This is a genomic window from Phenylobacterium sp. (assembly GCF_036677185.1).
Taxonomy (GTDB): domain Bacteria; phylum Pseudomonadota; class Alphaproteobacteria; order Caulobacterales; family Caulobacteraceae; genus Phenylobacterium.
In genome coordinates this window covers 79,122-98,775 of sequence record NZ_JAKFEN010000044.1, presented here as the reverse complement: position 1 = coordinate 98,775, position 19,654 = coordinate 79,122, and the positions used below count along the sequence as shown (strand labels likewise).

At 68.5% G+C, this 19,654-nt stretch carries 24 protein-coding genes; 13 read left to right on the top strand and 11 right to left on the bottom strand.

From position 1 onward, the window contains the following. Window positions 1-118: 118 nt before the first annotated feature. The 6 genes from V6M51_RS23445 to V6M51_RS23420 all read left to right on the top strand — a co-directional run bounded on the left by V6M51_RS23445 (window position 119) and on the right by V6M51_RS23420 (window position 4,746). Window positions 119-742, top strand: a complete 624-nt coding sequence (locus V6M51_RS23445; RefSeq protein ID WP_332770648.1) for a 50S ribosomal protein L25/general stress protein Ctc — start codon at window positions 119-121, stop codon at window positions 740-742. Window positions 743-774: 32 nt separating this feature from the next. After that, window positions 775-1,395: an aminoacyl-tRNA hydrolase gene (gene pth / locus V6M51_RS23440; RefSeq protein WP_332770647.1), complete on the top strand. Its 621-nt coding sequence runs from the start codon at window positions 775-777 to the stop codon at window positions 1,393-1,395. A gap of 62 nt (window positions 1,396-1,457) precedes the next feature. Next, window positions 1,458-2,555 (top strand): redox-regulated ATPase YchF, encoded by a 1,098-nt coding sequence (gene ychF, locus V6M51_RS23435; protein ID WP_332770646.1) that lies wholly within the window; start codon window positions 1,458-1,460, stop codon window positions 2,553-2,555. Between the two features lie 349 nt (window positions 2,556-2,904). Continuing rightward, complete coding sequence (locus tag V6M51_RS23430) at window positions 2,905-3,573, top strand: dienelactone hydrolase family protein (protein ID WP_332770645.1); 669 nt, start codon at window positions 2,905-2,907, stop codon at window positions 3,571-3,573. A gap of 2 nt (window positions 3,574-3,575) precedes the next feature. Continuing rightward, the gene (locus tag V6M51_RS23425; RefSeq protein WP_332770644.1) at window positions 3,576-4,256 is read left to right on the top strand and encodes a dienelactone hydrolase family protein; all 681 of its coding nucleotides are present in this window, start codon (window positions 3,576-3,578) and stop codon (window positions 4,254-4,256) included. Between the two features lies 1 nt (window position 4,257). Next, the gene (locus V6M51_RS23420; protein WP_332770643.1) at window positions 4,258-4,746 is read left to right on the top strand and encodes a GNAT family N-acetyltransferase; all 489 of its coding nucleotides are present in this window, start codon (window positions 4,258-4,260) and stop codon (window positions 4,744-4,746) included. Here V6M51_RS23420 and V6M51_RS23415 read toward each other — a convergent pair. Continuing rightward, window positions 4,743-5,180 carry a hypothetical protein gene (locus tag V6M51_RS23415; RefSeq protein ID WP_332770642.1) on the bottom strand — a complete coding sequence of 146 codons (438 nt, stop codon included), beginning with the start codon at window positions 5,178-5,180 and terminating at the stop codon, window positions 4,743-4,745. The two genes, V6M51_RS23420 and V6M51_RS23415, sit on opposite strands and share 4 nt — an antisense overlap. Before the next feature lie 133 nt (window positions 5,181-5,313). On the opposite strand from V6M51_RS23415, the gene V6M51_RS23410 reads away from it, so the two are divergent. Next, window positions 5,314-6,099 carry a hypothetical protein gene (locus tag V6M51_RS23410; protein ID WP_332770641.1) on the top strand — a complete coding sequence of 262 codons (786 nt, stop codon included), beginning with the start codon at window positions 5,314-5,316 and terminating at the stop codon, window positions 6,097-6,099. Between the two features lie 51 nt (window positions 6,100-6,150). On the opposite strand, the gene V6M51_RS23405 is transcribed toward V6M51_RS23410, so the two are convergent. Genes V6M51_RS23405 through petA form a run of 3 tightly spaced genes read right to left on the bottom strand, consistent with a single transcriptional unit; the run spans window position 6,151 to window position 8,889 of the window. Then, a complete protein-coding gene (locus V6M51_RS23405) occupies window positions 6,151-7,002 on the bottom strand; it encodes a cytochrome c1 (protein ID WP_332770640.1) in 852 nt (283 codons plus the stop codon). 7 nt (window positions 7,003-7,009) lie between these two features. Beyond that, window positions 7,010-8,329, bottom strand: coding sequence for a cytochrome b (locus tag V6M51_RS23400; RefSeq protein ID WP_332770639.1), 1,320 nt, complete (start codon window positions 8,327-8,329; stop codon window positions 7,010-7,012). Between the two features lie 5 nt (window positions 8,330-8,334). Further along, window positions 8,335-8,889 (bottom strand): ubiquinol-cytochrome c reductase iron-sulfur subunit, encoded by a 555-nt coding sequence (petA, locus tag V6M51_RS23395; protein WP_332770638.1) that lies wholly within the window; start codon window positions 8,887-8,889, stop codon window positions 8,335-8,337. A 231-nt stretch (window positions 8,890-9,120) separates the two neighbouring features. Here petA and V6M51_RS23390 point away from each other — a divergent pair, with 231 nt between their 5' ends. The 4 genes from V6M51_RS23390 (at window position 9,121) to V6M51_RS23375 (ending at window position 12,012) form a co-directional block, all read left to right on the top strand. Continuing rightward, window positions 9,121-9,573 (top strand): tRNA (cytidine(34)-2'-O)-methyltransferase, encoded by a 453-nt coding sequence (locus V6M51_RS23390; protein WP_332770637.1) that lies wholly within the window; start codon window positions 9,121-9,123, stop codon window positions 9,571-9,573. 5 nt (window positions 9,574-9,578) lie between these two features. After that, a complete protein-coding gene (gene hemF / locus V6M51_RS23385; protein WP_332770636.1) occupies window positions 9,579-10,457 on the top strand; it encodes an oxygen-dependent coproporphyrinogen oxidase in 879 nt (292 codons plus the stop codon). A 111-nt stretch (window positions 10,458-10,568) separates the two neighbouring features. After that, complete coding sequence (locus V6M51_RS23380) at window positions 10,569-11,402, top strand: ChbG/HpnK family deacetylase (protein WP_332770635.1); 834 nt, start codon at window positions 10,569-10,571, stop codon at window positions 11,400-11,402. A gap of 1 nt (window position 11,403) precedes the next feature. Further along, a complete protein-coding gene (locus tag V6M51_RS23375) occupies window positions 11,404-12,012 on the top strand; it encodes a GNAT family N-acetyltransferase (protein ID WP_332770634.1) in 609 nt (202 codons plus the stop codon). On the opposite strand, the gene V6M51_RS23370 is transcribed toward V6M51_RS23375, so the two are convergent. From V6M51_RS23370 to V6M51_RS23340, 7 genes are all read right to left on the bottom strand, one after another. Next, the gene (locus V6M51_RS23370; protein ID WP_332770633.1) at window positions 12,009-12,719 is read right to left on the bottom strand and encodes a type 1 glutamine amidotransferase; all 711 of its coding nucleotides are present in this window, start codon (window positions 12,717-12,719) and stop codon (window positions 12,009-12,011) included. The two genes, V6M51_RS23375 and V6M51_RS23370, sit on opposite strands and share 4 nt — an antisense overlap. Next, the gene (locus V6M51_RS23365) at window positions 12,716-13,930 is read right to left on the bottom strand and encodes a CCA tRNA nucleotidyltransferase (RefSeq protein ID WP_332770632.1); all 1,215 of its coding nucleotides are present in this window, start codon (window positions 13,928-13,930) and stop codon (window positions 12,716-12,718) included. The genes V6M51_RS23370 and V6M51_RS23365 overlap by 4 nt, the downstream gene beginning before the upstream one ends. Window positions 13,931-13,956: 26 nt before the next feature. Then, window positions 13,957-14,232 carry a DUF6111 family protein gene (locus V6M51_RS23360; RefSeq protein ID WP_332770631.1) on the bottom strand — a complete coding sequence of 92 codons (276 nt, stop codon included), beginning with the start codon at window positions 14,230-14,232 and terminating at the stop codon, window positions 13,957-13,959. After that, complete coding sequence (locus V6M51_RS23355) at window positions 14,225-14,866, bottom strand: CoA pyrophosphatase (protein ID WP_332770630.1); 642 nt, start codon at window positions 14,864-14,866, stop codon at window positions 14,225-14,227. The genes V6M51_RS23360 and V6M51_RS23355 overlap by 8 nt, the downstream gene beginning before the upstream one ends. Further along, window positions 14,863-15,435 (bottom strand): DUF1285 domain-containing protein, encoded by a 573-nt coding sequence (locus V6M51_RS23350; RefSeq protein ID WP_332770629.1) that lies wholly within the window; start codon window positions 15,433-15,435, stop codon window positions 14,863-14,865. Before V6M51_RS23350 ends, V6M51_RS23355 begins: the two co-directional genes overlap by 4 nt. A gap of 217 nt (window positions 15,436-15,652) precedes the next feature. Then, window positions 15,653-16,147 carry a GNAT family N-acetyltransferase gene (locus V6M51_RS23345; protein WP_332770628.1) on the bottom strand — a complete coding sequence of 165 codons (495 nt, stop codon included), beginning with the start codon at window positions 16,145-16,147 and terminating at the stop codon, window positions 15,653-15,655. Between the two features lie 265 nt (window positions 16,148-16,412). Beyond that, window positions 16,413-16,916: a hypothetical protein gene (locus V6M51_RS23340; RefSeq protein ID WP_332770627.1), complete on the bottom strand. Its 504-nt coding sequence runs from the start codon at window positions 16,914-16,916 to the stop codon at window positions 16,413-16,415. 400 nt (window positions 16,917-17,316) lie between these two features. Between V6M51_RS23340 and V6M51_RS23335 the strand changes: the two genes are divergently transcribed. Beyond that, the gene (locus tag V6M51_RS23335) at window positions 17,317-18,579 is read left to right on the top strand and encodes an MFS transporter (protein ID WP_332770626.1); all 1,263 of its coding nucleotides are present in this window, start codon (window positions 17,317-17,319) and stop codon (window positions 18,577-18,579) included. A gap of 32 nt (window positions 18,580-18,611) precedes the next feature. Then, window positions 18,612-19,544 carry an SDR family NAD(P)-dependent oxidoreductase gene (locus tag V6M51_RS23330; RefSeq protein WP_332770625.1) on the top strand — a complete coding sequence of 311 codons (933 nt, stop codon included), beginning with the start codon at window positions 18,612-18,614 and terminating at the stop codon, window positions 19,542-19,544. The last annotated feature ends 110 nt before the right edge of the window (window positions 19,545-19,654 follow it).

Genomic DNA, 19,654 nt, shown 5'->3' with positions numbered 1-19,654 from the left:
CCCGCACCGTTGCAACGGCCGGGAGTTTTGTGTATTTACGCCCACCTTTCGGCCCCAACGGGTCGTTCCGTCGCCGCGCGGGTTTCGCGCGGCGGCTTCGTTTTGAGGCGAAGGCGCCATGGCCGAGATCATCCTGAACGTTGAAGTCCGCGAACGCACCGGTACGGGCGGCGCCCGCGAAGCCCGTCGCTCGGGCATGGTCCCCGGCGTGCTGTACGGCGGCTCCAAGGCGCCCGTGGCCATCGCCGTGAAGTCCAACGAGTTCCGCAAGGCGCTTTATACGGGCAAGCTCCTGGGCCACCTCGTGACCCTGAAGTACGGCAAGGAAAGCCAGCCGGTCATCGCCAAGGCGATCGACATGCACCCGGTCACCGACGAGCCGGTGCACTTCGACCTCTATCGGGTCGACGAGCACCAGAAGATCAAGATCGCGGTCCCGGTCCACTTCAAGAACCACGAGGCCTCGCCGGGCCTCAAGAAGGGCGGCACGATCAACGTCGTGCGCCACGAGATCGAACTCTCCTGCGCCGCCGACGCGATCCCGGAAGAGCTGGTCTTCGACCTGACCGGCCTGGACATCGGCGACACCATCCGCATCTCGGCCTTCGAACTGCCCAAGGGCGTGCAGGCGGCCATGGATCGCGACGTGGTCGTGGCCACCATCGCCGGCTCCTCGGCCTCGGCCTCGGCCGACGCCGCGGCGGACGACGAAGCCGCTTCGGCCGCGTCGACCACCGAGTAGATCAGACGATCTCTTCGTCCCGAGGAGATCGAATGCTGATCCTGTCCGGCCAAGGCAATCCGGGAGCCCGCTATGCGGGCAACCGGCACAATATCGGCTTCATGGCCGTCGACGCGATCGCGCGCCGCTGGCGCTTCGGGCCCGAGCGCTCGAAGTTCGGCGCGCTGATCCGCGAGGGCGAGATCGACGCCGAGGGCGGCCCCGTGCGCGCCCTGATCCTCAAGCCGCAGACCTTCTACAACGAGAGCGGCCGCAGCGTCGGCGAGGCGCTGAAGTTCTACAAGCTGAGCCCCGCCGACCTCGTGCTGTTCTATGACGAGATCGACCTGGCCCCCGGCCGGTTCCGGATGAAGACCGGCGGTGGGGCGGCGGGCAATAACGGAGTCCGCTCCGTCACCGCCCATGTCGGCCCCGATTTCCGCCGCGCCCGCCTGGGCGTCGGCCACCCGGGCCAAAGCGAACTGGTCCAGGGCCACGTGCTGTCGGACTTCCACAAGGTGGACCAGAACTGGGTGGCCGACCTGCTGGCCGCCATCGCCGACGCCGCCCCCCTGCTGGCCGCCGGCGAGGACGAGAAGTTCCAGACCGAGGTCATGCGCCTGGCCCCCGCCGACAAGGCCGACACCCGCCAGTCCCGCAACCGCGACACCTAGGCCTCGCCTGTTGGGCGTCAGACGTGCTAGGTCGCGCCCTCGCAAAGGAAACGAAGACTACCATGGCTCTGAAAGTCGCCATCGTCGGCCTGCCGAACGTCGGCAAATCGACCCTGTTCAACGCGCTCACCCAGACCGCGGCGGCCCAGGCGGCCAACTATCCGTTCTGCACCATCGAGCCCAATACCGGCGACGTGGCCGTGCCCGAACCGCGCCTGGAGCAGCTGGCGGCGGTCATCCCGTCCAAGGAGATCATCCCCTCGCGGATCAATTTCGTGGACATCGCGGGCCTGGTGCGCGGCGCCTCCAAGGGCGAGGGCCTCGGCAACCAGTTCCTGGCCAATATCCGCGACTGCGACGCCGTGGCCTTCGTGGCCCGCTGCTTCATCGACGACGACATCACCCACGTCGAGGGCAAGGTGGATCCGCTGTCGGACCTGGAGACCATTGAGACCGAGCTGATGCTGGCCGACCTGGAGAGCCTGGAGAAGCGGGTCGCCAACCTCGAGAAGCGGGCCAAGGCCGGCGACAAGGAAAGCGCCCAGACCCTGCGCCTCGTGCAGCTGGCGCTGGCCGAGCTGAACGCCGGTCGGCCCGCCCGCAAGGCCAAGGTCGCCGCCGAGGACGACAAGGCCTGGCGCATGCTCCAGCTCCTGACCTCGAAGCCCGCGCTATACGTCTCCAATGTCGACGAGGCCTCCGCCGCCGACGGCAACGAGATGTCAAAGCTGGTCGCCGAGCGCGCGGCGCGCGACGGGGCCGACCACGTGGCCATCTCTGCGCAGATCGAAAGCGAGATCGCCATGCTCGATCCCTCCGAACGGGTGGAGTTCCTGGAGACCCTCGGCCTCACCGAACCCGGCCTGAACAAACTGATCCGCGAGGCCTATCATCTGCTGGGCCTGCAGACCTATTTCACGGTCGGCCCCAAGGAGGCGCGCGCCTGGACCATCCACAAGGGCGACACCGCCCCGCAGGCGGCCGGCGTGATCCACACCGACTTCGAGAAGGGCTTCATCCGCGCCGAGACCATCGCCTTTGACGACTATGTCCGGCTGAACGGCGAGGCCGGGGCCCGCGACGCCGGCAAGCTGCGCGCCGAGGGCAAGGAATACGTGGTCAACGACGGCGACGTGATGAACTTCCGCTTCAACGTCTGACATCGCGATGCTCCCCCTCTGGGGGAGCTGGCCTTCACGCCGGCTTGAGGCCTTCACTTCCTCTCCCCTTTCAAGGGGAGAGGGTAGGGTGAGGGGGCGCAGCGCGGAGCGACGCCCTTCGGCCTGCTCACCCACGCAGTGCGGCGGAGACGCCCCCCTCACCCTACCCTCTCCCCCCGAAAGACGGGTGGAGAGGAGATGGTCCCGAAGGCCGTCGCAATTCGCGGCCTACCTAACTCCTGTCTCATGCGGGATCTGTCGGCGAAGCTGACCGAGGGGGGCTTTGGCTCACGCCCATTGGGCCGGCCCCAGTTCTCTGCTTAGCTCTCAGCTGAAACGGGAGAGACGCATGGGCGAGACCATCACCCTCAAGGGCGCGGACGGGTTCGAGTTTTCCGCCTATCACGAGCAGCCGTTCACACCGCGCAAGGGCGGGGTGATCGTGATCCAGGAGATCTTCGGCATCGACCGCCATGTGCGCGCCGACGTCGAACGCTGGGCCAAGGCCGGCTACGAGGCCATCGCCCCGGCCCTCTACGACCGCCGGGAGCGCGACTTCGTCTCCGCCCACGATCCGGACGGCATCGCCGCGGGCGTGGCTCATGCGCGGGCGACGCCGCTGGCCCAGGCCCTGGCCGACATCGCCGCCTGCCGCGATTTCCTGAGCGCTCGCGGCAAGGTCTGCGTGGTGGGCTATTGCTACGGCGGGTCGCTCACCTGGCTGGCGGCGGGCAAGGTCGAGGGCCTGGCCGCGGCGTCCAGCTATTACGGCAGCCTGGTGGCCGCCAACGCCGCCCTGAAGCCGCTCTGCCCAACCATCATCCACCTCGGCCATACCGACCCCGGCATCAAGGCCGACGAGGTCGAGAGGGCCGTCCACGAGCATCACCCCGAGGTGCCGGTCTACATCTACGAGGGCGCCGGCCACGGCTTCAACAACGAGAGCCCCGAGCGCTACGCCGAGGAGGCCGCCGACCTCGCCCGCGCCCGGACCCGCGAACTGTTCGAAAGCGCCTGAGGATGGGCGAGACGATCAGGCTCGCGAGCGGTTTCGACGGCTTCGAGCTCGCCGCCTATCGCGTCAGGCCGGCGGACGCCCGGCGCGGCGGACTGGTGCTGGTCCAGGAGATCTTCGGGGTCACCGACCACATCCGCGAACTGGCCGACAGCTTCGCGGACGACGGCTACGAGGTGATCGCGCCCTCGCTCTATGACCGCCTGGAGCGCGGCTTCGAGGCCGACTACGGCCAAGAGGCCATCGCCAAGGGGGTGAAGTACTCGCAGGAGACCCCTTGGGACCAGGTGGCCGGCGACCTGCAGGCGGCTGTGGACGCCCTCAAGCCGCCCGTGTTCGTCACCGGCTTCTGCTGGGGCGGGGCGGCGACCTGGCTGGCCGCCTGCCGCTGCACGGGGTTGTCGGCGGCCTCGGCCTTCTACGGGCGGCGGATCAGAGAGCTGAAGAGCGAGACTCCCAAGGTCCCAATCATCCTGCATTTCGGCAAGACCGACGCCTCGATTCCGCCGGAGCGGATCGATGAGATCGCCGCGGCCCATCCCGACATCCCGATCCACATGTACGACGCCGGCCATGGCTTCGTCTCCGATCGGCGGGCGGACTACGACGCCGATTGCGCCCGGCTGGCGCGGCTAAGGACGCTGGCCCTGTTCGCCAACAACGGCGGCGGGCGGAGCTCGGTCTGACATGTCGGTCCTGGTTACGCCGCGCCTGATAATCCGACCGCTCGCCCCGGATAATCTCGATGTGCTGCACGTCTTCTCCAACGACCCGGAAGTGATCCGCTATGTGGGCGATGGCCAGCCCCTGGACCGGGCCACCACGGCCCAGTGGATCGCCAACGCCGCCGCAAGCCTGCCACGCACCGGCCTCGGCAGCCGCGCCGTGGTGCTGGCCGCCAGCGACGAACTGATCGGCTGGGCGGGCATGGTCGCCCGCGACGACGAACCGAATCCGGAGCTGATCTACGGGTTCGCCAAGCAACACTGGGGTCAGGGATATGCCACCGAGGCCGCTCGCGCGGTCCTGGAGACCCGCGACGGCCGCCCCGTGGACGCCACCATAGATCCGGAGAACGCCGCCTCCCGACGGGTCCTGGACAAGTTGGGCTTCGGACCCGTGGCGATGGAGGTCGACGAGGACGGCCTGCCGACCTTGCGGCTGCGGCTGGTCTAGGCCGGTTCCTCGATCAGCTTGCGGATCTGCGGCTGCAGTTCCAGCACGCGAACCAGGATCGCCTGGGCCGCCAGGATGCCGATGCCCGCCGCGTAGCCGGAAAAGACTCCGGCCGGATAGCGGCCGCCATGGGCGACCGCCCCCACCTGCCAGTAGATGAACAGCGCAGCGCCCGCGAGCAGCCCAACCCCCGTGATCACCGAGACCGGGCTCTGGCCGAAGCCCGCCTGGAAGCTCAGCCAGACATAGCGGGCCAGCATCCGTTTCATCCAGGGCACGACCAGCGGCAGGACCAGGGAGGGGATCAGGAAGACGGCGGGCCAGACGAGGGTGCGTTGCGCGATGAGGTCCGTCCCGCCGGGCAGGACCTGGAACGCGTTGACCACCGCGCCCGCATAGATCAGCGACGCGGCGGCGAGCGCCACGTCCTGCATACGCTTGAAATCCCGCCACGGGCGAATGAAGGCCATCCCCCGAAACCTAGCGGCTCGATGGGGCCAGCGTAAGGCGTGTTCCCACACCGCGCGGCTTGGCTATGCTCGAGAGCCCCCTGAGTCTCGGACCTCCATGACGCCCGCCGCCCTCGCCACGGCCGCCACGCTGATCGCCCTGGCCCCGGCCGGGGTCCGCGCCGGCGAGGTCGCCTGCATCTATGAGCGCGGCGTGGTGGTGATCCCGGCCTCGGTGGCCGGGATGGCCGGCGACTACATTCTCGACACCGGCTCGCCCGACACCCAGCTTCACGAGACCAAGGCCCAGATGGCGGGCATCGCCGGGGCCGCGGTCCGCGCCCGGGTGCTGGTGGCGGGCCTGGCCTTGCGCGACCGGCCCATCGCGGTGGTCGACCTGGACGCCCGGACCGTGGCCTTCCCGACCCCGATCGCCGGAGTGATCGGGGCCGACCTGCTGGCGCCCTATGTGGTCGATATCAGCTTCAGCCCCTGCCGGGTGGCCATCCGCCGGCCGCGCCACGCCGGCCGGTTCCAGGCGACGGCGGTGCTGCCGATGGGCCCGGCGGGCGTCGCCTCGGTCCGGGCGGCGGTGGCCGACGGCCCGCACGCCGCAGCCGGCGAGATGGTGGTGTCGACCGGCGCCAATGCGCCCTTGCGCATGTACCAGAAGGTGGCGGTCGCCGCCGGGACCTCGGACGCCTTGCTGCCCTATGGCGAGCGCCGCGCGACCCTGCGGGCCCTGTCGCTGGGCGGGGCGCTGTTCGAGAATGTGCCGGCGGGCTTGCTGGCCGATGGAGACGGCGCCCGCCTGGGCGTGATCGGGGCGCCGCTGCTGGCCCATTGGCGCGTGCGGTTCGACTTCCCGCGCCGGCGGCTGCTGCTGGGCGCGTCGGGCCCCTAACGAAAAAGGCCCCGGAAAACCGGGGCCTCGATCGTCTCAATCGAATGTCGCCTAGTGGGCGACGTTCTTCCAGACCCGGCGGTAGCTCCAGTAGAGCAGGCCGGTGAAGATCAGCAGATAGGCCATGGCGGCCAGGCCGAACTCCTTGCGCTCCTGCATCTTGGGCTCGGCGGCCCAGGTCAGGAAGGCGGCGACGTCCTTGGCCTGCTGGTCCATCGTCGACGGCGAGCCGTCGTCGAAGGTCACCTTGCCCGGCGCCAGCGGCGGGGCCATGGCCAGCACACCGCCCGGCGGCACGTGGTGCGGGTCGGCCGAGGCCGAGGTCAGGTCGCCGGGGAAGTACTTGTTGTAGTGCTGGCCGGGCGCGACGGTCAGGCCCTTGGGCGGGTTCACATAGCCCGAGCCGACCAGCGAATAGATGTAGTGGGGGCCGTGGTGACGGGCCTTGGCGATCACCGACAGGTCGGGCGGCAGCGCGCCGCCATTCGACGCCCGGGCCGCCGGCTCGTTCGGGAACGGGTTCGGGAACCGGTCGGCCGAGGTGCCGGGACGCTGGACGACGTCGCCGGTCTCGGAGTCGATGTCGTTGATCTGGTACTCGGCGGCGATCGCCTTCACGTACGGGTTGTCGTTCGAGTTCGGGTACTTCTCGTCGTAGAACGGGCCGTTCTTGTCGCCGAGATTGCGGAAGGCCAGCAGGCTCATCGCGTGGCAGGCCGAGCAGACCTCGCGATAGACCTTGTAGCCGCGTTGCAGCTGGGCCTGGTCGAACTTGCCGAACGGGCCTTCGAAGCTGAACTCGACTTCCTTCAGCGGGGCGGGCGCGGGGCCCGAGGCGAGGGCGGCGGGCGCAGCCAGGACAGCCAGCCCAAACGCCGCGAGCGCGATACCTTTACGCAGCATCTTAGGCTCAACCCCTCTTTTCAGGCGAAGCCGCGGCGCCGGCCGGCGCGTTGGCGGGATGCGAAAGCACAGGTTCGCTGATCGATTCCGGCTGCGGCAGCGGGGTCTCGGTGAGGCCCAGGACCGGCAGGACGATCAGGAAGTAGGCGAAGTAGTACAGGGTCGCGATCCGCGACAGCCAGACGAAGCTGTTCAGGTCGGCGTCCAGCAGCATGAAGGTCGTCAGGCCCGGGATCGGGTGATCGTCGGGAAGCTGACCGCCGCAATAGCCCAGGACCAGGCAGGTCAGGACGAAGATGAGGAAGTACATCCGCGCCGTCGGGCGGTAGCGCATGGAGCGCACCTTCGAGGTGTCCAGCCAGGGCAGGACGAACAGCAGGCCGATGGAGCCGAACATCATCAGCACCCCGCCCAGCTTGTCCGGCACGGCCCGCAGGATCGCGTAGAACGGCAGGTAGTACCATTCGGGCACGATATGGGACGGGGTCACCAGCGGATTGGCCTGGATATAGTTGTCCGGATGGCCCAGCGCGTTGGGATTGTAGAACACGAAGCTGGCGAACATCAGCAGGAACACTGTGATCGCGAAGCCGTCCTTCACCGTGTAGTACGGATGGAAGGGAACGGTGTCCTCCTTGGACTTCACGTTCACGCCGGTCGGGTTGTTGTTGCCCGGGACGTGCAGCGCCCAGATGTGCAGGCCGACGACGCCGGCGATCATGAACGGCAGCAGATAGTGCAGCGAGAAGAAGCGGTTCAGGGTGGGGTTATCCACCGCGAAGCCGCCCCATAGCCAGGTGGTGATGGCCTCGCCCACCAGGGGCAGGGTGCCGAACAGGTTGGTGATCACCACCGCACCGTGGAAGCTCATCTGCCCCCAGGGCAGGACGTAGCCCAGGAAGCCCGTGGCCATCATCAGCAGGTAGATCACGCAGCCGAGGATCCACAGCACCTCGCGGGGGGCCTTGTAGGACCCGTAATAGAGGCCGCGGAACATGTGGATGTAGACCGCGATGAAGAACATCGAGGCCCCGTTGGAGTGCATGTAGCGGATCAGCCAGCCGTAGTTGACGTCACGCATGATGTGCTCGACCGAGGCGAAGGCGTGGTCCACGTGGGGCACGTAGTGCATGGCCAGGATGATGCCGGTCACCAGCTGGATGCCCAGGCAGACCGCCAGGATGCCGCCGAAGGTCCACCAGTAGTTCAGGTTCTTCGGGGTCGGGAAGTCGATCATGCTGTCATACGCCAGGCGCACGACGGGCAGACGGGTGTCGAGCCAACGCTCGATGCCGGTCTTCGGTTCGTAGTTCGAATGTCCGCTCATCGGTCTCAGCCCACCTTGACCTTGGTGTCGGAAAGGAACGCGTATTCCGGCACTTCCAGGTTCCTCGGCGCGGGACCCTTACGGATCCGGCCGGACGTGTCGTAGTGCGAACCGTGGCAGGGGCAGAACCAGCCGCCGTAGTCGCCGCCGCCGAAGGTGGGAACGCAGCCCAGATGGGTGCAGGTCCCGACCAGCACCAGCCACTGGGCCTTGCCGGGCTTGTGCCGTTCCTCGTCCGTCTGCGGATCGCGCAGTTGGGCGTTGTCGTCCTTCACCGCCGCGGCGATTTCCGCGCCGGTCCGGTTGCGGACGAACAGCGGCTTGCCGCGCCACTTCAGCGTCACCTGCTGTCCCTCGGCGACCTTGGTCAGGTCGAACTCGATGGAGGCGAGCGCCAGGGTGTCGGCCGACGGGTTCATCTGGTCGATGAACGGCCAGGCCAGGCCCGCGACGGCTCCGCCGGCGGCGACGGCCGCGGCGATGTGAATGAAATCGCGCCGGTTCGGGTCTTCACCCGCGGCATGAGTATCGGGATTTGCGCCCACGACGGTGTCGGCCACCTTAAAGCTACCCTTCGATCAGGGGCCGCGAAGCGCGACCCTTCGGACGTTCCTGGAAAAACCCAGGGCGATCCCGCCTTCGACCCCGCCCAGACCTTCTGGTAAGGGGCCCTCGGAACTTTCAACGCTGTTGCAAGGCGAAACCACCGGAATGCTCGTCGACCGAGGTCGCAGCCCGCCTTCCGTGATTCGCCCCTTGCCCCGGCAAATCCCGTGGCTGGATCGCTTAGAATGCTGCTGGCGCTTTTTCAACCGGACATTCCGCAAAACCTTGGCGCGGCCCTTCGCCTCGGGGCCTGTCTGGGCGTGCCCGTGCACGTGATAGAGCCCTGCGGCTTCCCGCTTTCCGACCGCGCAATCCGGCGCGCGGCCATGGATTACGGCGATCCGGCCGAGGTGACCCGCCATGCCGGATGGGCCGATTTCGCCGCTCAAACCCAAGGCCGCGTTGTTCTCTTCACCACCAAGGGCGCCACGCCCCTGCACGATTTCGCCTTCGAGACCGACGATATCCTGCTGTTCGGCCGCGAGAGCCTGGGCGTGCCCGACGAGGTGCATGACGCCGCCGACGCCCGGGTGATCATCCCGCTCACGCCCGGCCGCCGGTCCTTCAACGTGACGGTCTCTGCGGCGATTGGCCTCTCGGAGGCGTTGCGCCAGACCGGCCTATTCCCTAAGGCCTAGGCCCCATGACGACCCTGCCCCCCGAGATCGATGTCCGGCGCGGCCGCGCCAAGGAATGGTTCGAAGCCTTGCAGGCGCGCATCTGCGCGACCCTGGAGCGGCTCGAGGACGAGGCCCCCGAACATCTCTATCCCGGCGAGCCCGGACGCTTCGACATGCGCCCCTGGACGCGGGAGACCGGCGTCGGCGGCGGCATCGGCGGGCATCTGAAGGGGCGGCTGTTCGAGAAGGCCGGCGTCCACACCTCAGCGGCCCTGGCGCGCTTCTCGCCGGAGATGGCCGCCACCATGCCCGGCGCGGACAAGGACCCCACCTATGTCTCGGCCAGCATCAGCCTGATCGTCCATCCGCGCTCGCCCCGGACACCGACGGTCCACATGAACACCCGGTTCCTGTCGACCGCCGAGAGCTGGTTCGGCGGCGGGGCGGACCTGACGCCCATGATCGAGGAACAGCGCAGCCAGCAGGCCGACGACGCGGTGCTGTTCCATGCGGCCCTCAGGGACGCCTGCGACGCCTTCGATCCCGAGTGGTGGCCGAAATACAAGGCCTGGTGCGACGAGTATTTCTACCTGCCCCATCGCAAGGAGACGCGCGGGGTGGGCGGGATCTTCTACGACCGCCACAACAGCGGGGACTTCGAGCGGGACTTCGCCTTCACCCGCGCGGTGGGCGAGGCCTTCCTCGACGCCTATCCCAAGATCGTCCGCCACCGCATGAGCGAGCCCTGGACCGACGCCGACCGGCAGGAACAGCTCGTCCGCCGCGGGCGCTACGTGGAATTCAACCTGCTCTACGACCGCGGGACCATGTTCGGCCTCAAGGCCGGCGGAAACATCGAGACCATCCTCAGCTCGATGCCGCCTATGGTGGCCTGGACCTGAGCGCGGCGGCTCGGACCATCTCCGCTCGCAGCAGCATAGGATGATCGCCGGTCGCCCCGACGCCGCGTCCGGTGTCTATAGTCGGCCGAATCCACCTCAAGGGAACACGCCGTGAGCCTCGCCGAACGCCTGGGATACGGACCCGACGCCAGACTGCTGATCGTCAATTGCGACGACCTGGGCTCCAGCGCCTCGGCCAACCGGGCGACGGAGCAGGCGCTGACCGAGGGTCTCGCCACCAGCGCCACCCTGATGGTCCCCTGCCCCTGGGCGCTGGACGGCGTCCGCCGCGGCAAGGCTGGCGGTATCGGCGTGCACCTGACGCTCACCTGCGAATATCCGGACTATCGCTGGCGCTCGCTGACCGGCGCGGCCTGCCTGCACGACGACGAAGGCTACATGCCAACCACGGCGCAGGCGGTCTGGGAGAAGGCCGATCTCGACGCCGTCCGCGCCGAATGCCGCGCCCAGATCGACCAGGCCTATGCCTGGGGCGTCGACGTCACCCATCTGGACGCCCACATGGGCACGATGCAGCTGGAGCCGAGCTATGCGGCCCTGTTCCTCGAACTGGCGGCCGCCTACGACCTGCCGGTGCGGATGGTCGGGGCCAGCGTAGAGCAACGCCTGGGATTGTCGGCCCGCGCCAAGGCGGACGAGCTGGGCCTGATCTTCCCCGACAAGCTGGTGACCACCTGGGCCAAGCCCGCCAAGCCCACCTTCGAGGCGATCCTGGAGGACCTGCCGCCGGGCGTCACCGAGGTCTATCTCCATCCGGTCGAGGACGGGCCGGAACTGCGCGCCTATGACCCGCACGCCTCCCAGATTCGCATCGACGACCGGGCGTGCCTGCTGGATCCCGCCTTCAAGGCGCGGATCGCGGAGCTTGGGATCATGCTGATCGACTTCGCGCCCCTGCGCGACCTGCAGCGGGCGCGAGGCTGAGATGGCGACCATCCGGCCGTTCCGGGCGGAGGATCTCCCGGCGCTCTACGACATCTGCCTGAGGACCGGCGACAGCGGCCAGGACGCCAGTCACCTCTATGCCGATCCGAGGATCATCGGCGAGATCTACGCCGCCCCTTACGGAGTCCTGCAACCGGACCTGGCCTTCGTGGCGGAGGATGAGCAGGGCGTGGCGGCCTATGTCCTCGGAACGCCCGACACACGGGCCTTCGAGGCCCGCCAGGAGGCCGAATGGTGGCCGAGGCTGCGGACTGTCCATCCCGAGCCGCCGGGGCCGCCCAGCCGCGCCTGGACGCGCGACCAGTGGCGCGCCTACCAGATCCACCACCCCTTCACGGTCCCGCGGGCCGTGGTCGAGGCCGCGCCCGCCCACCTGCACATCAACCTACTGCCGCGCCTGCAAGGCCAGGGCATGGGCCAGGCCCTGGTCGCGACGCTGCTGGCGGCGCTGGCCGAGGCCGGGGCCCGACGCGTGCATCTGGGATGCGACACCAGCAACCACCGCGCCCTGCGGTTCTACGACATCTACGGCTTCCAGCGGTTCGACGAGGACCGGAACACGGTCTGGATGACCCTGGATATCGTCTAGCGGCCCGCCGTCGCCTGCTCCAGGAACCGCTGGAGCCAACCGCCGACCCGCAGGCGGTCGTCGGGCTGTTCGTAGCTCATCACCGCCTGGTCGGCCTCGACATCGGTGTAGCGGCTGCCTCGGCGGTTCTCGATCAGGGCCTTGGCGTAGGCCGGCTCGAACTCGGGATGGAGCTGGATCGAGATGGCGCGGGCCTCGCCATAATCCAGCACCCCCAGCGGGCAGAAGTCGTTGCCGCCGAGGACCGTCGCGCCCGGCGGAAGCTCCACTACCTGGTCCTGGTGCGAGGCCGGCGCGGCGATGGGTTCGTCCGCGTCCATCCAGGGACGCGCCTGCGTGAGGCGATAGCGGTGCAGGCCGACCCCCCAGCCCTTGGGGGACTTGATCACCTTGCCGCCGAAGGCCTGGGCCATGACCTGATGGCCGAAACAGACCCCAACCAGCGGGATCTGGCCCTTGGCCGCGCGCAGGAGGTCCATCAGCGGATCGATCCAGGGCAGCGGGTCATAGACGCCCGCTGAGGAGCCGGTGACCACATAGGCCTGACAGGCGTCCATGGCCTCGGGTAACGCGCCGGCGGCCACATCGAAGGTCGCGTAGTCGTGGGCGTCTTCGCCGAACAGCCTGCGGAACATCGACGGATAGTCGCCGAACCGCTGGCGGACCCCGTCCGGCGGCGCGCCGGTCTCGAGGATGCCCAGCCTCAATAGGCCATCCCCTGGGCCACAGCCTTGAGCTTCTCGATGGCCGAGAACTTGTCGTCGATGAAATCGTGGTCGATCCACCAGTCCTCCACCTCGCGCAGCACCTTGCCGACCATCGGGCCCTTGGGCACGCCGGACTTGAGCACGTCCTCGCCGGTCAGCGGGAACGGCGGCGGGGTCCAGCTTTCAGCCAGGGCCAGCAGGCCACGCCACTGATGGGTGGCCGCCAACTTGGTCACCTTCGACCACATGAGCTTGATGCGGTCGCTGAAGGCCTGGACGCCAATCTTGTAAACCGCGCGACGGCTCTCTCGCGGGCTCATCCAGGAGGTGATACGCGGGGTCTGGCCCATGGCCGCCACCAGCCGGTCCCTGACCTCGTTGGAGAGCCGCAGGGCCTCGGCCGCCTGGGCCACGCCCACCTCGTTGTCGGGCAGCAGCGTGGCCAGGCGCAACACCGGGTCGTTGATGAAGAGCTGATCGCTCTCGATCTCCACCAGGCCGTTGAACGCGCTGAGATCGGTCGCCGAGGGCAGCAGGGTGGTGAGCACGCCGCTCTGCGCCATCAGGGCCATGGCCGGGCGCGGCTCGTCGGCGGCGACCAACTTCAGCAGCTCCTTGGAGACCCGCTCGGCCGCCAGGTTGGTGACGCTGTCCTTGGCCGCGGCGACAGCGGCCAGGGCCGCGGCGTCGGGTTCGCCCTTGCCGTACCAGGCCAGGAATCGGAAGAACCGCAGGATACGCAAGTGATCTTCGGCGATCCGCGTCGCGGGATCGCCAACGAAGACGATGCGGCCGGCCCTGGCGTCGGCGACCCCCCGCCCCGTCGGGTCGGTGAGCGCCCCGTCGCGGTCGGCATAGATGGCGTTCAGGGTGAAGTCTCGCCGCCGGGCGTCCTCCGCCCAGTCGGTGGTGAAGGCCACCACCGCGCGACGCCCGTCGGTGGCCACGTCGCGACGCAGGGTGGTGACCTCGAAAGGCTGGCCGTCCTTCACCGCGGTGATGGTGCCGTGCTCGACGCCGGTGGGCACAGCCTTGATCCCGGCCGCCTCCAGGGCCTGCGTCACCTGGTCCGGCGTCAGGACGGTGGCGATGTCCAGGTCGCCGATCGGGGTTCCCAGGATGGCGTTGCGCACGCAGCCGCCAACGAACCGCGCGCAGCCGGCGCCGCCCTTGGCCTCCAGGGCGTCCAGCACCGGGGCGGCGTTTGTCATCCAGGGCTTCTCACCGATGCTATCGCTCACTTGGGCCGCGCTTTCTGCTCGAAATGTCCGGGCGAAATTTGGCCGCCCTCGGTGACCTCGGCGGGAACATAGGTCTGGCCGCGGTTGTCGCCATGGAACACGGCCGTGGCCATCAGCGAAACCCCCAGCAGGACGCCGGCCGCCGCCATCAGCCAGGTCCAGGGAGTCGAACCCATCTCGCGGCCGGTGCGCCGCGCGGCCTCGCGCCACAGGAACCACCCGATGAAGGGCGTCGCCACCAGGAGCAGCCGCCAGAGGACCAGGCTAAGCAACGGCGGCTCCATAGAGCCGGTCGTAGAGCGCCCGCAGCATGCCGGCCGTGGCGCCCCAGATGTACTGGTCCTCGTGGGTCATGGCGTAGAACCGGCGCTTCTGGCCGTCGGGCGCCTCGCGCTCGTGCTGTTCGTAGTTTGCCGGATCCATCAGGAAGCCGAACGGGGTCTCGAAGATATCGGCGACCTCGTCGGGATTGGGGACCAGGCTGAACCCCGCGCGGACGAAGCCCACCACCGGGGTCACCAGGTAGCCGGTGCCCGTCCGGTAGGGCGACGACAACCCGGCCAGCGACACGAAATCGGGATGCAGTCCCACCTCCTCGTGGGCCTCGCGCAGGGCGGTCTGCCAGACGGTCTCCCCCGGATCGCAGCGGCCGCCCGGCAGGGCCACCTGGCCGGTATGGCGGCGCATGGTGTCCGAGCGCCGGGTCAGCAGGACGGAGAAGCCGTGGTCACGCTGGATCAGCCCCACCAGGACGGCGGCCGGCACCAGCTCCACCGGTTCGTTCGGGAAGGCGTTGGGCGTGAGGTCGAAGTCGGAGGTCGCCTGGGCGGCCTCGCGTTCCTCCAGCGGGTCCAGGTGGCGTTCGATCCAGGCGCGCAGCTCGCCCGGCGCGGCGTGAGGGCTCACAGCCGGTGCGCCCCCGCCGGGCCCACGGGGAACCAGGCCCCGTTGGAAGCGACGCCCAGGCGCGGTCCCTCGGGGGTGTCGCGCTCCAGCGCCATCTCGACCAGTTCATAGAACACCGGCCGGGCGATCAGCGCCTCCAGCCCGCGGCGGACGTGCAGATAGGGCCTGGGCTCGCCGGTGGCGGCGCACATCTCGACGCGGATCTCGTTCTCCGGCCCGGCCTCGACCTCGTCGCCGACATTGGTCAGGAACTTCAGGGTGTCGCCCTCCCGATCCACCCGGGTGGCGATGAAGGGGGCGTCCTCGACGGTGATCCTCATCTTCTCCACCGGAGTCACCAGGTGGAAGCCGTCGGGATCCTTGCGCAGGACGGTGGAGAACAGCCGCACCAGGGCCTCGCGCCCGATGGGCGTGCCCTCGTGGAACCACAGGCCGTCCTTCTTGATGACGATGTCGATCTCGCCGCAGTGGGCGGGATTCCACAGGTGCACCGGCGGTAACCCGCGCCCGGGCGCCTGGGCCTTGGCCGCGGCGATCACGCCTTCCAGTCCGGGTTTGTCGTTCGCCATCCCCTGAAGGTAGGCGCGCCCGGCCCTCGCCTCAACAGCGACGCTGGGGAAGTGACACTCCCAATGTCATCCCGGAAGTCGCGAAGCGGCTATCCGGGACCCATGAACACCCGATAGCCCCGATTGCGGCTCGGCCTCGCCAAACCATGCTTGCCCGGCGCGTATGGGTCCCGGTCTTGCTGCGCAAACCGGGATGACGGCCGTTTGTTAGGGGCTGTTAGACCGTGAGCGCGCCCGAGAGCGCTTCCGCGCCGCGCGCCAGCACGCGGCGCTGGTCCACCGGGCCCGGCAGGCGCACGTCCTTGGCCGGGGCGGCGGTGAAGCCGAAGCGGCCGAAATAGGGCTCGTCGCCGACCAGCAACACCACCGGGCAACCCGCCGCGTCAGCGGCTGCGCAGGCGCGCTGGACCAGCAGGCCGCCGGTCCCGTGCTTGCGGACATCGGCCTCCACCGCCAGCGGACCCAGGAAGATCACCGGCTGTCCGCCCACATGGGCCTTCCACATGCGCACCGAGCCCACCAGACGCGCGCCGTCCCAGGCGCAGACCGACAGGTCGGGGCGGAACTCGGCGATCTCGCGAACCCGCTCCGACACCTTGGTGAAGCGGCCGGGCCCGAAGGCGTGGTCCAGCAGGGCCTCGATGGCCTCGGCGTCCTGCGGTTGTTCGAAACTGAAGCGAAGCGCCTGTTCGGCGGAGGGCTGGGCGATCATCTGCGACTTTTTGGGTGAGGCGTGGGCGGGAAACCCGCCGCCTCGCAATGCATGCGCCGGCGCCGGGTGGCTCTAGACGGCGCGGCTCGCGCGCCCGGTTCGTCGCAGTCGTCGCATGAGACCGGTCCCGGAAACTTCAAGAGACGCGGCGCATAAGGCCATGACAGCCCCGCGTCAACGCCGCTTTCGCCGCGAGGCCCTCCGCCGGAACGCGAAACGGCCCGCCGTCGCCGGCGGGCCGTCTGTCCTAGGCTGGCCTAGACGATCAGCGCGAGGCGACCTGCGCCGGGCGCGGGGTTTGGGCCATCTGCTGCAGTTGCGCCTTGGCCGAACGAACCGCGCCGGTGACGCAGCTGCGATACGCCGTGCCGGCCTGGCCCTTGCAGACGGCCTTGGCCGCGGCGTCGATGTCGGTGTTGATCTGGACCAGCGAGCGGCCGGTCACCGGCACGCGCACCGACTTGGGATCGTCGCGGACGACGTCGATCCGCTGCGCGGCGTTGGCGGCGCGGGCATGGGCCCGGTTGATGGAGGCGAGCTGGGCGTTGGCGTCACGGATGGCGGCGGTCGCGCAATCGCTGCCGGCCTGGCCGCACACCGTGGCCGCGGCGGCCTTGATCTCGGCGTTGATCTGCACGTCGGACTTGTCGGCGAGCGCGATGCGCACCACCGGGGTCGGGGCGCTGGAAACGCGAATGTCGGCAGCGCTGGCGGGCGAAGCGATCAGGACGGCGAGGACCGAGGCGGCGGCGAGGACAGTGAACTTCATCTCTTGGATTCTCCAGGTTTCATCTAGCGACATTTGGTCGGGTTGGTTCGACGTGAGAGATGACTGGAGCCAAATAAGGCAGGGTTTAGATTTGTAGTTAATCGTCAATTTACTATCAAATATCCGCCCAAATGACAAAATGTCGCAGGCGTTCACCCAAGGATACTGAAGGAATTACCTTTCAATGCACACCATCTAGCCCTGTGGTCATCGCAATCTACGATCTATACATCGGACACGCGCGGCCCGCCGGGCGCCGGGCATCATCCCGGCGCTCCAGTTCGAGTCCGCGGCGCCAATGGGATTGGAAGTCTCGAACGCTCCGACCTGCCCCGATCTTGCGCGCCATTGCCGCGCGCCGGTTCTGCGGCCAAGTTGCGCCGCCCCAATCCGAGCGAACATGACCGACGCCCTCCCCGACGACCCCGCCCAGCCCACCGCCATCCGCGACCTCCTGAGGCGCGGAGATTTTGTGCGCTTCTGGACGGCGCGGGTCGCCGCGACCCTGGGGGTGCAGATCCAGTCCGTCGCCCTGGGCTGGCAGATGTACGCGGTGGCCCGCGAGACCATGGATGTGAAGCAGGCGGCCTTCTATGTCGGGATGATCGGCCTGGCGGCCTTCATCCCGGTGTTGCTGCTTTCCCCGATCGCCGGCGAGACGGCGGACCGCCACGATCGGCGCAAGGTGCTGCTGTGGTGCTATTCCGGCGAGATCGCCACGGCGGTCACCCTGGCGGCCGCCTCGATCTTCGGCTTCGCCACCATCCCGCTGCTCTTGCTGCTCTCGGCCCTGTTCGGCGCCAGCCGCGCCTTCATGGGGCCGGCCTCGACGGCCCTCGGACCCATGCTGGTGCCGCGCAGCCTGCTGCCGCGCGCCATCGCCTGGAACTCGCTGGCTTGGCAGGGCGGGTCCATCGTCGGTCCGGCCATCGGCGGCCTGCTGCTGACCCATTCCACCGGGCTTTCCTACAGCGTCACCACGGTGCTCTACGTCCTGGCGGCGGGCTGCGTGTTCCTGATCAAGGGAAACGCCCAGCCGGAGGTCCAGGCGGGCTCGCGCTGGGCGCTGATCAAGGAGGGTCTGGCCTATACTTGGCGGAACAAGATCGTGTTCGGGGCCATATCGCTGGACCTGTTCGCCGTCCTGCTGGGCGGCGCCACGGCCCTCCTGCCGGTCTTCGCCCGCGACGTGCTGCATGTGGGGCCGGAGGGTTTCGGACTGCTGCGCGCCGGGCCCGCCATCGGCGCGACGATCGTCGCCTTCATCCTGGCCAGCTACCCCATCCGGCGGTTCGCGGGCGCGACGATGTTCGCCGGCGTGGCGGTGTTCGGCGCGGCGACGATCGTGTTTGGGCTTTCGAAATCCCTGCCGCTGTCCGTCGCGGCGCTCGCCGTGCTGGGCGGGGCCGACATGCTCAGCGTCTATGTCCGTCAGACCCTGGTGCAGATCGTGACGCCGGACCAGATGCGCGGCCGGGTGGCGGCGGTCTCGTCCCTGTTCATCGGCGCCTCCAACGAACTTGGTGAATTCGAGAGCGGCGTGGTGGCGCGGTTCTTCGGCCCGGTGGGCGCGGCGATCTTCGGCGGGGTCGGCGCGTTGATCGTCACCGGCGTCTGGGCCAAACTCTTTCCCGCCTTGCGCAAGGCCGACCGCCTCGAATAACAAACAAGCATTATTTTTAGGGAGATAGATCCATGGGCGCTCTTTCAGGCAAAGTTGTTCTTGTCACCGGAGGCGGCAACGGTATCGGCCGCGACTGCGCGCTGATCGCCGCGCAGGAAGGCGCGAAAGTCGTCGTCAACGACCTGGGCGGCAGCCTCAAGGGCGAAGACGAAGGTTCGGCAGGCCCCGCCGAGGCGGTCGCCGCCGAGATCCGCGCCGCAGGCGGCGAAGCGGTCTCCAATTCCGACAGCGTCACCGACCTCGACGCCGTCTACGGCATGGTCGAACAGGCCAAGAAGAGCTTCGGCGGCCTGCACGCGGTGATCAATCCCGCCGGCATCCTGCGTGACGTGATGTTCCACAAGATGACCGAAGCCGAATGGGACGCCGTCATCGCCGTCCACATGCGCGGCTCGTTCAACGTGGCCCGCGCCACCATCGAGCTGTTCCGCGAACAGAACGACGGCGCCTATATGTTCTTCACCTCGACCTCGGGTCTGTTCGGCAACATCGGCCAGGCCAATTACGGCGCGGCCAAGATGGGCATCGCCGGCCTCTCGCGGATCATCGCCATGGAAGGCGCGCGCAACAATGTGCGCTCCAACTGCGTGGCCCCGGTCGCCTGGACCCGCATGACCCAGTCCGTGCCGATCAAGGACGAGGCCGCCGCCGCCCGCCGCGCGGTGATGGCCGAGAAGATCCGCGCCGACCAGCCGGCCCGCTTCTCCGTGGCCATGGTCTCCCCGGCCGCCGCCAGCGTCTCGGGCCAGATCTTCGGCTCCTCGGGCGAGAACATCATCCTCTATTCGCAGCCGCGGCCCATCGAGACCGTGACCAAGGAAGAGGGTTGGACCGTCGACAGCATCATCAAGGAAGCCATCCCCAAGATGGCCCCGAAGTTCTACGACCTGGGCCGCGCGGTCCTGCCGGGCGCCACGGCCCCGAAGCCCGCCACCGCGAGCTGATCGCCATCTAGGCTGTCATCCCGGTTTGCGAAGCAAGACCGGGACCCATACGCGCGGACCTCTCAGGAGGGATCGATGTCTATGGGTCCCGGCTTTCCGCTTCGCTGCAG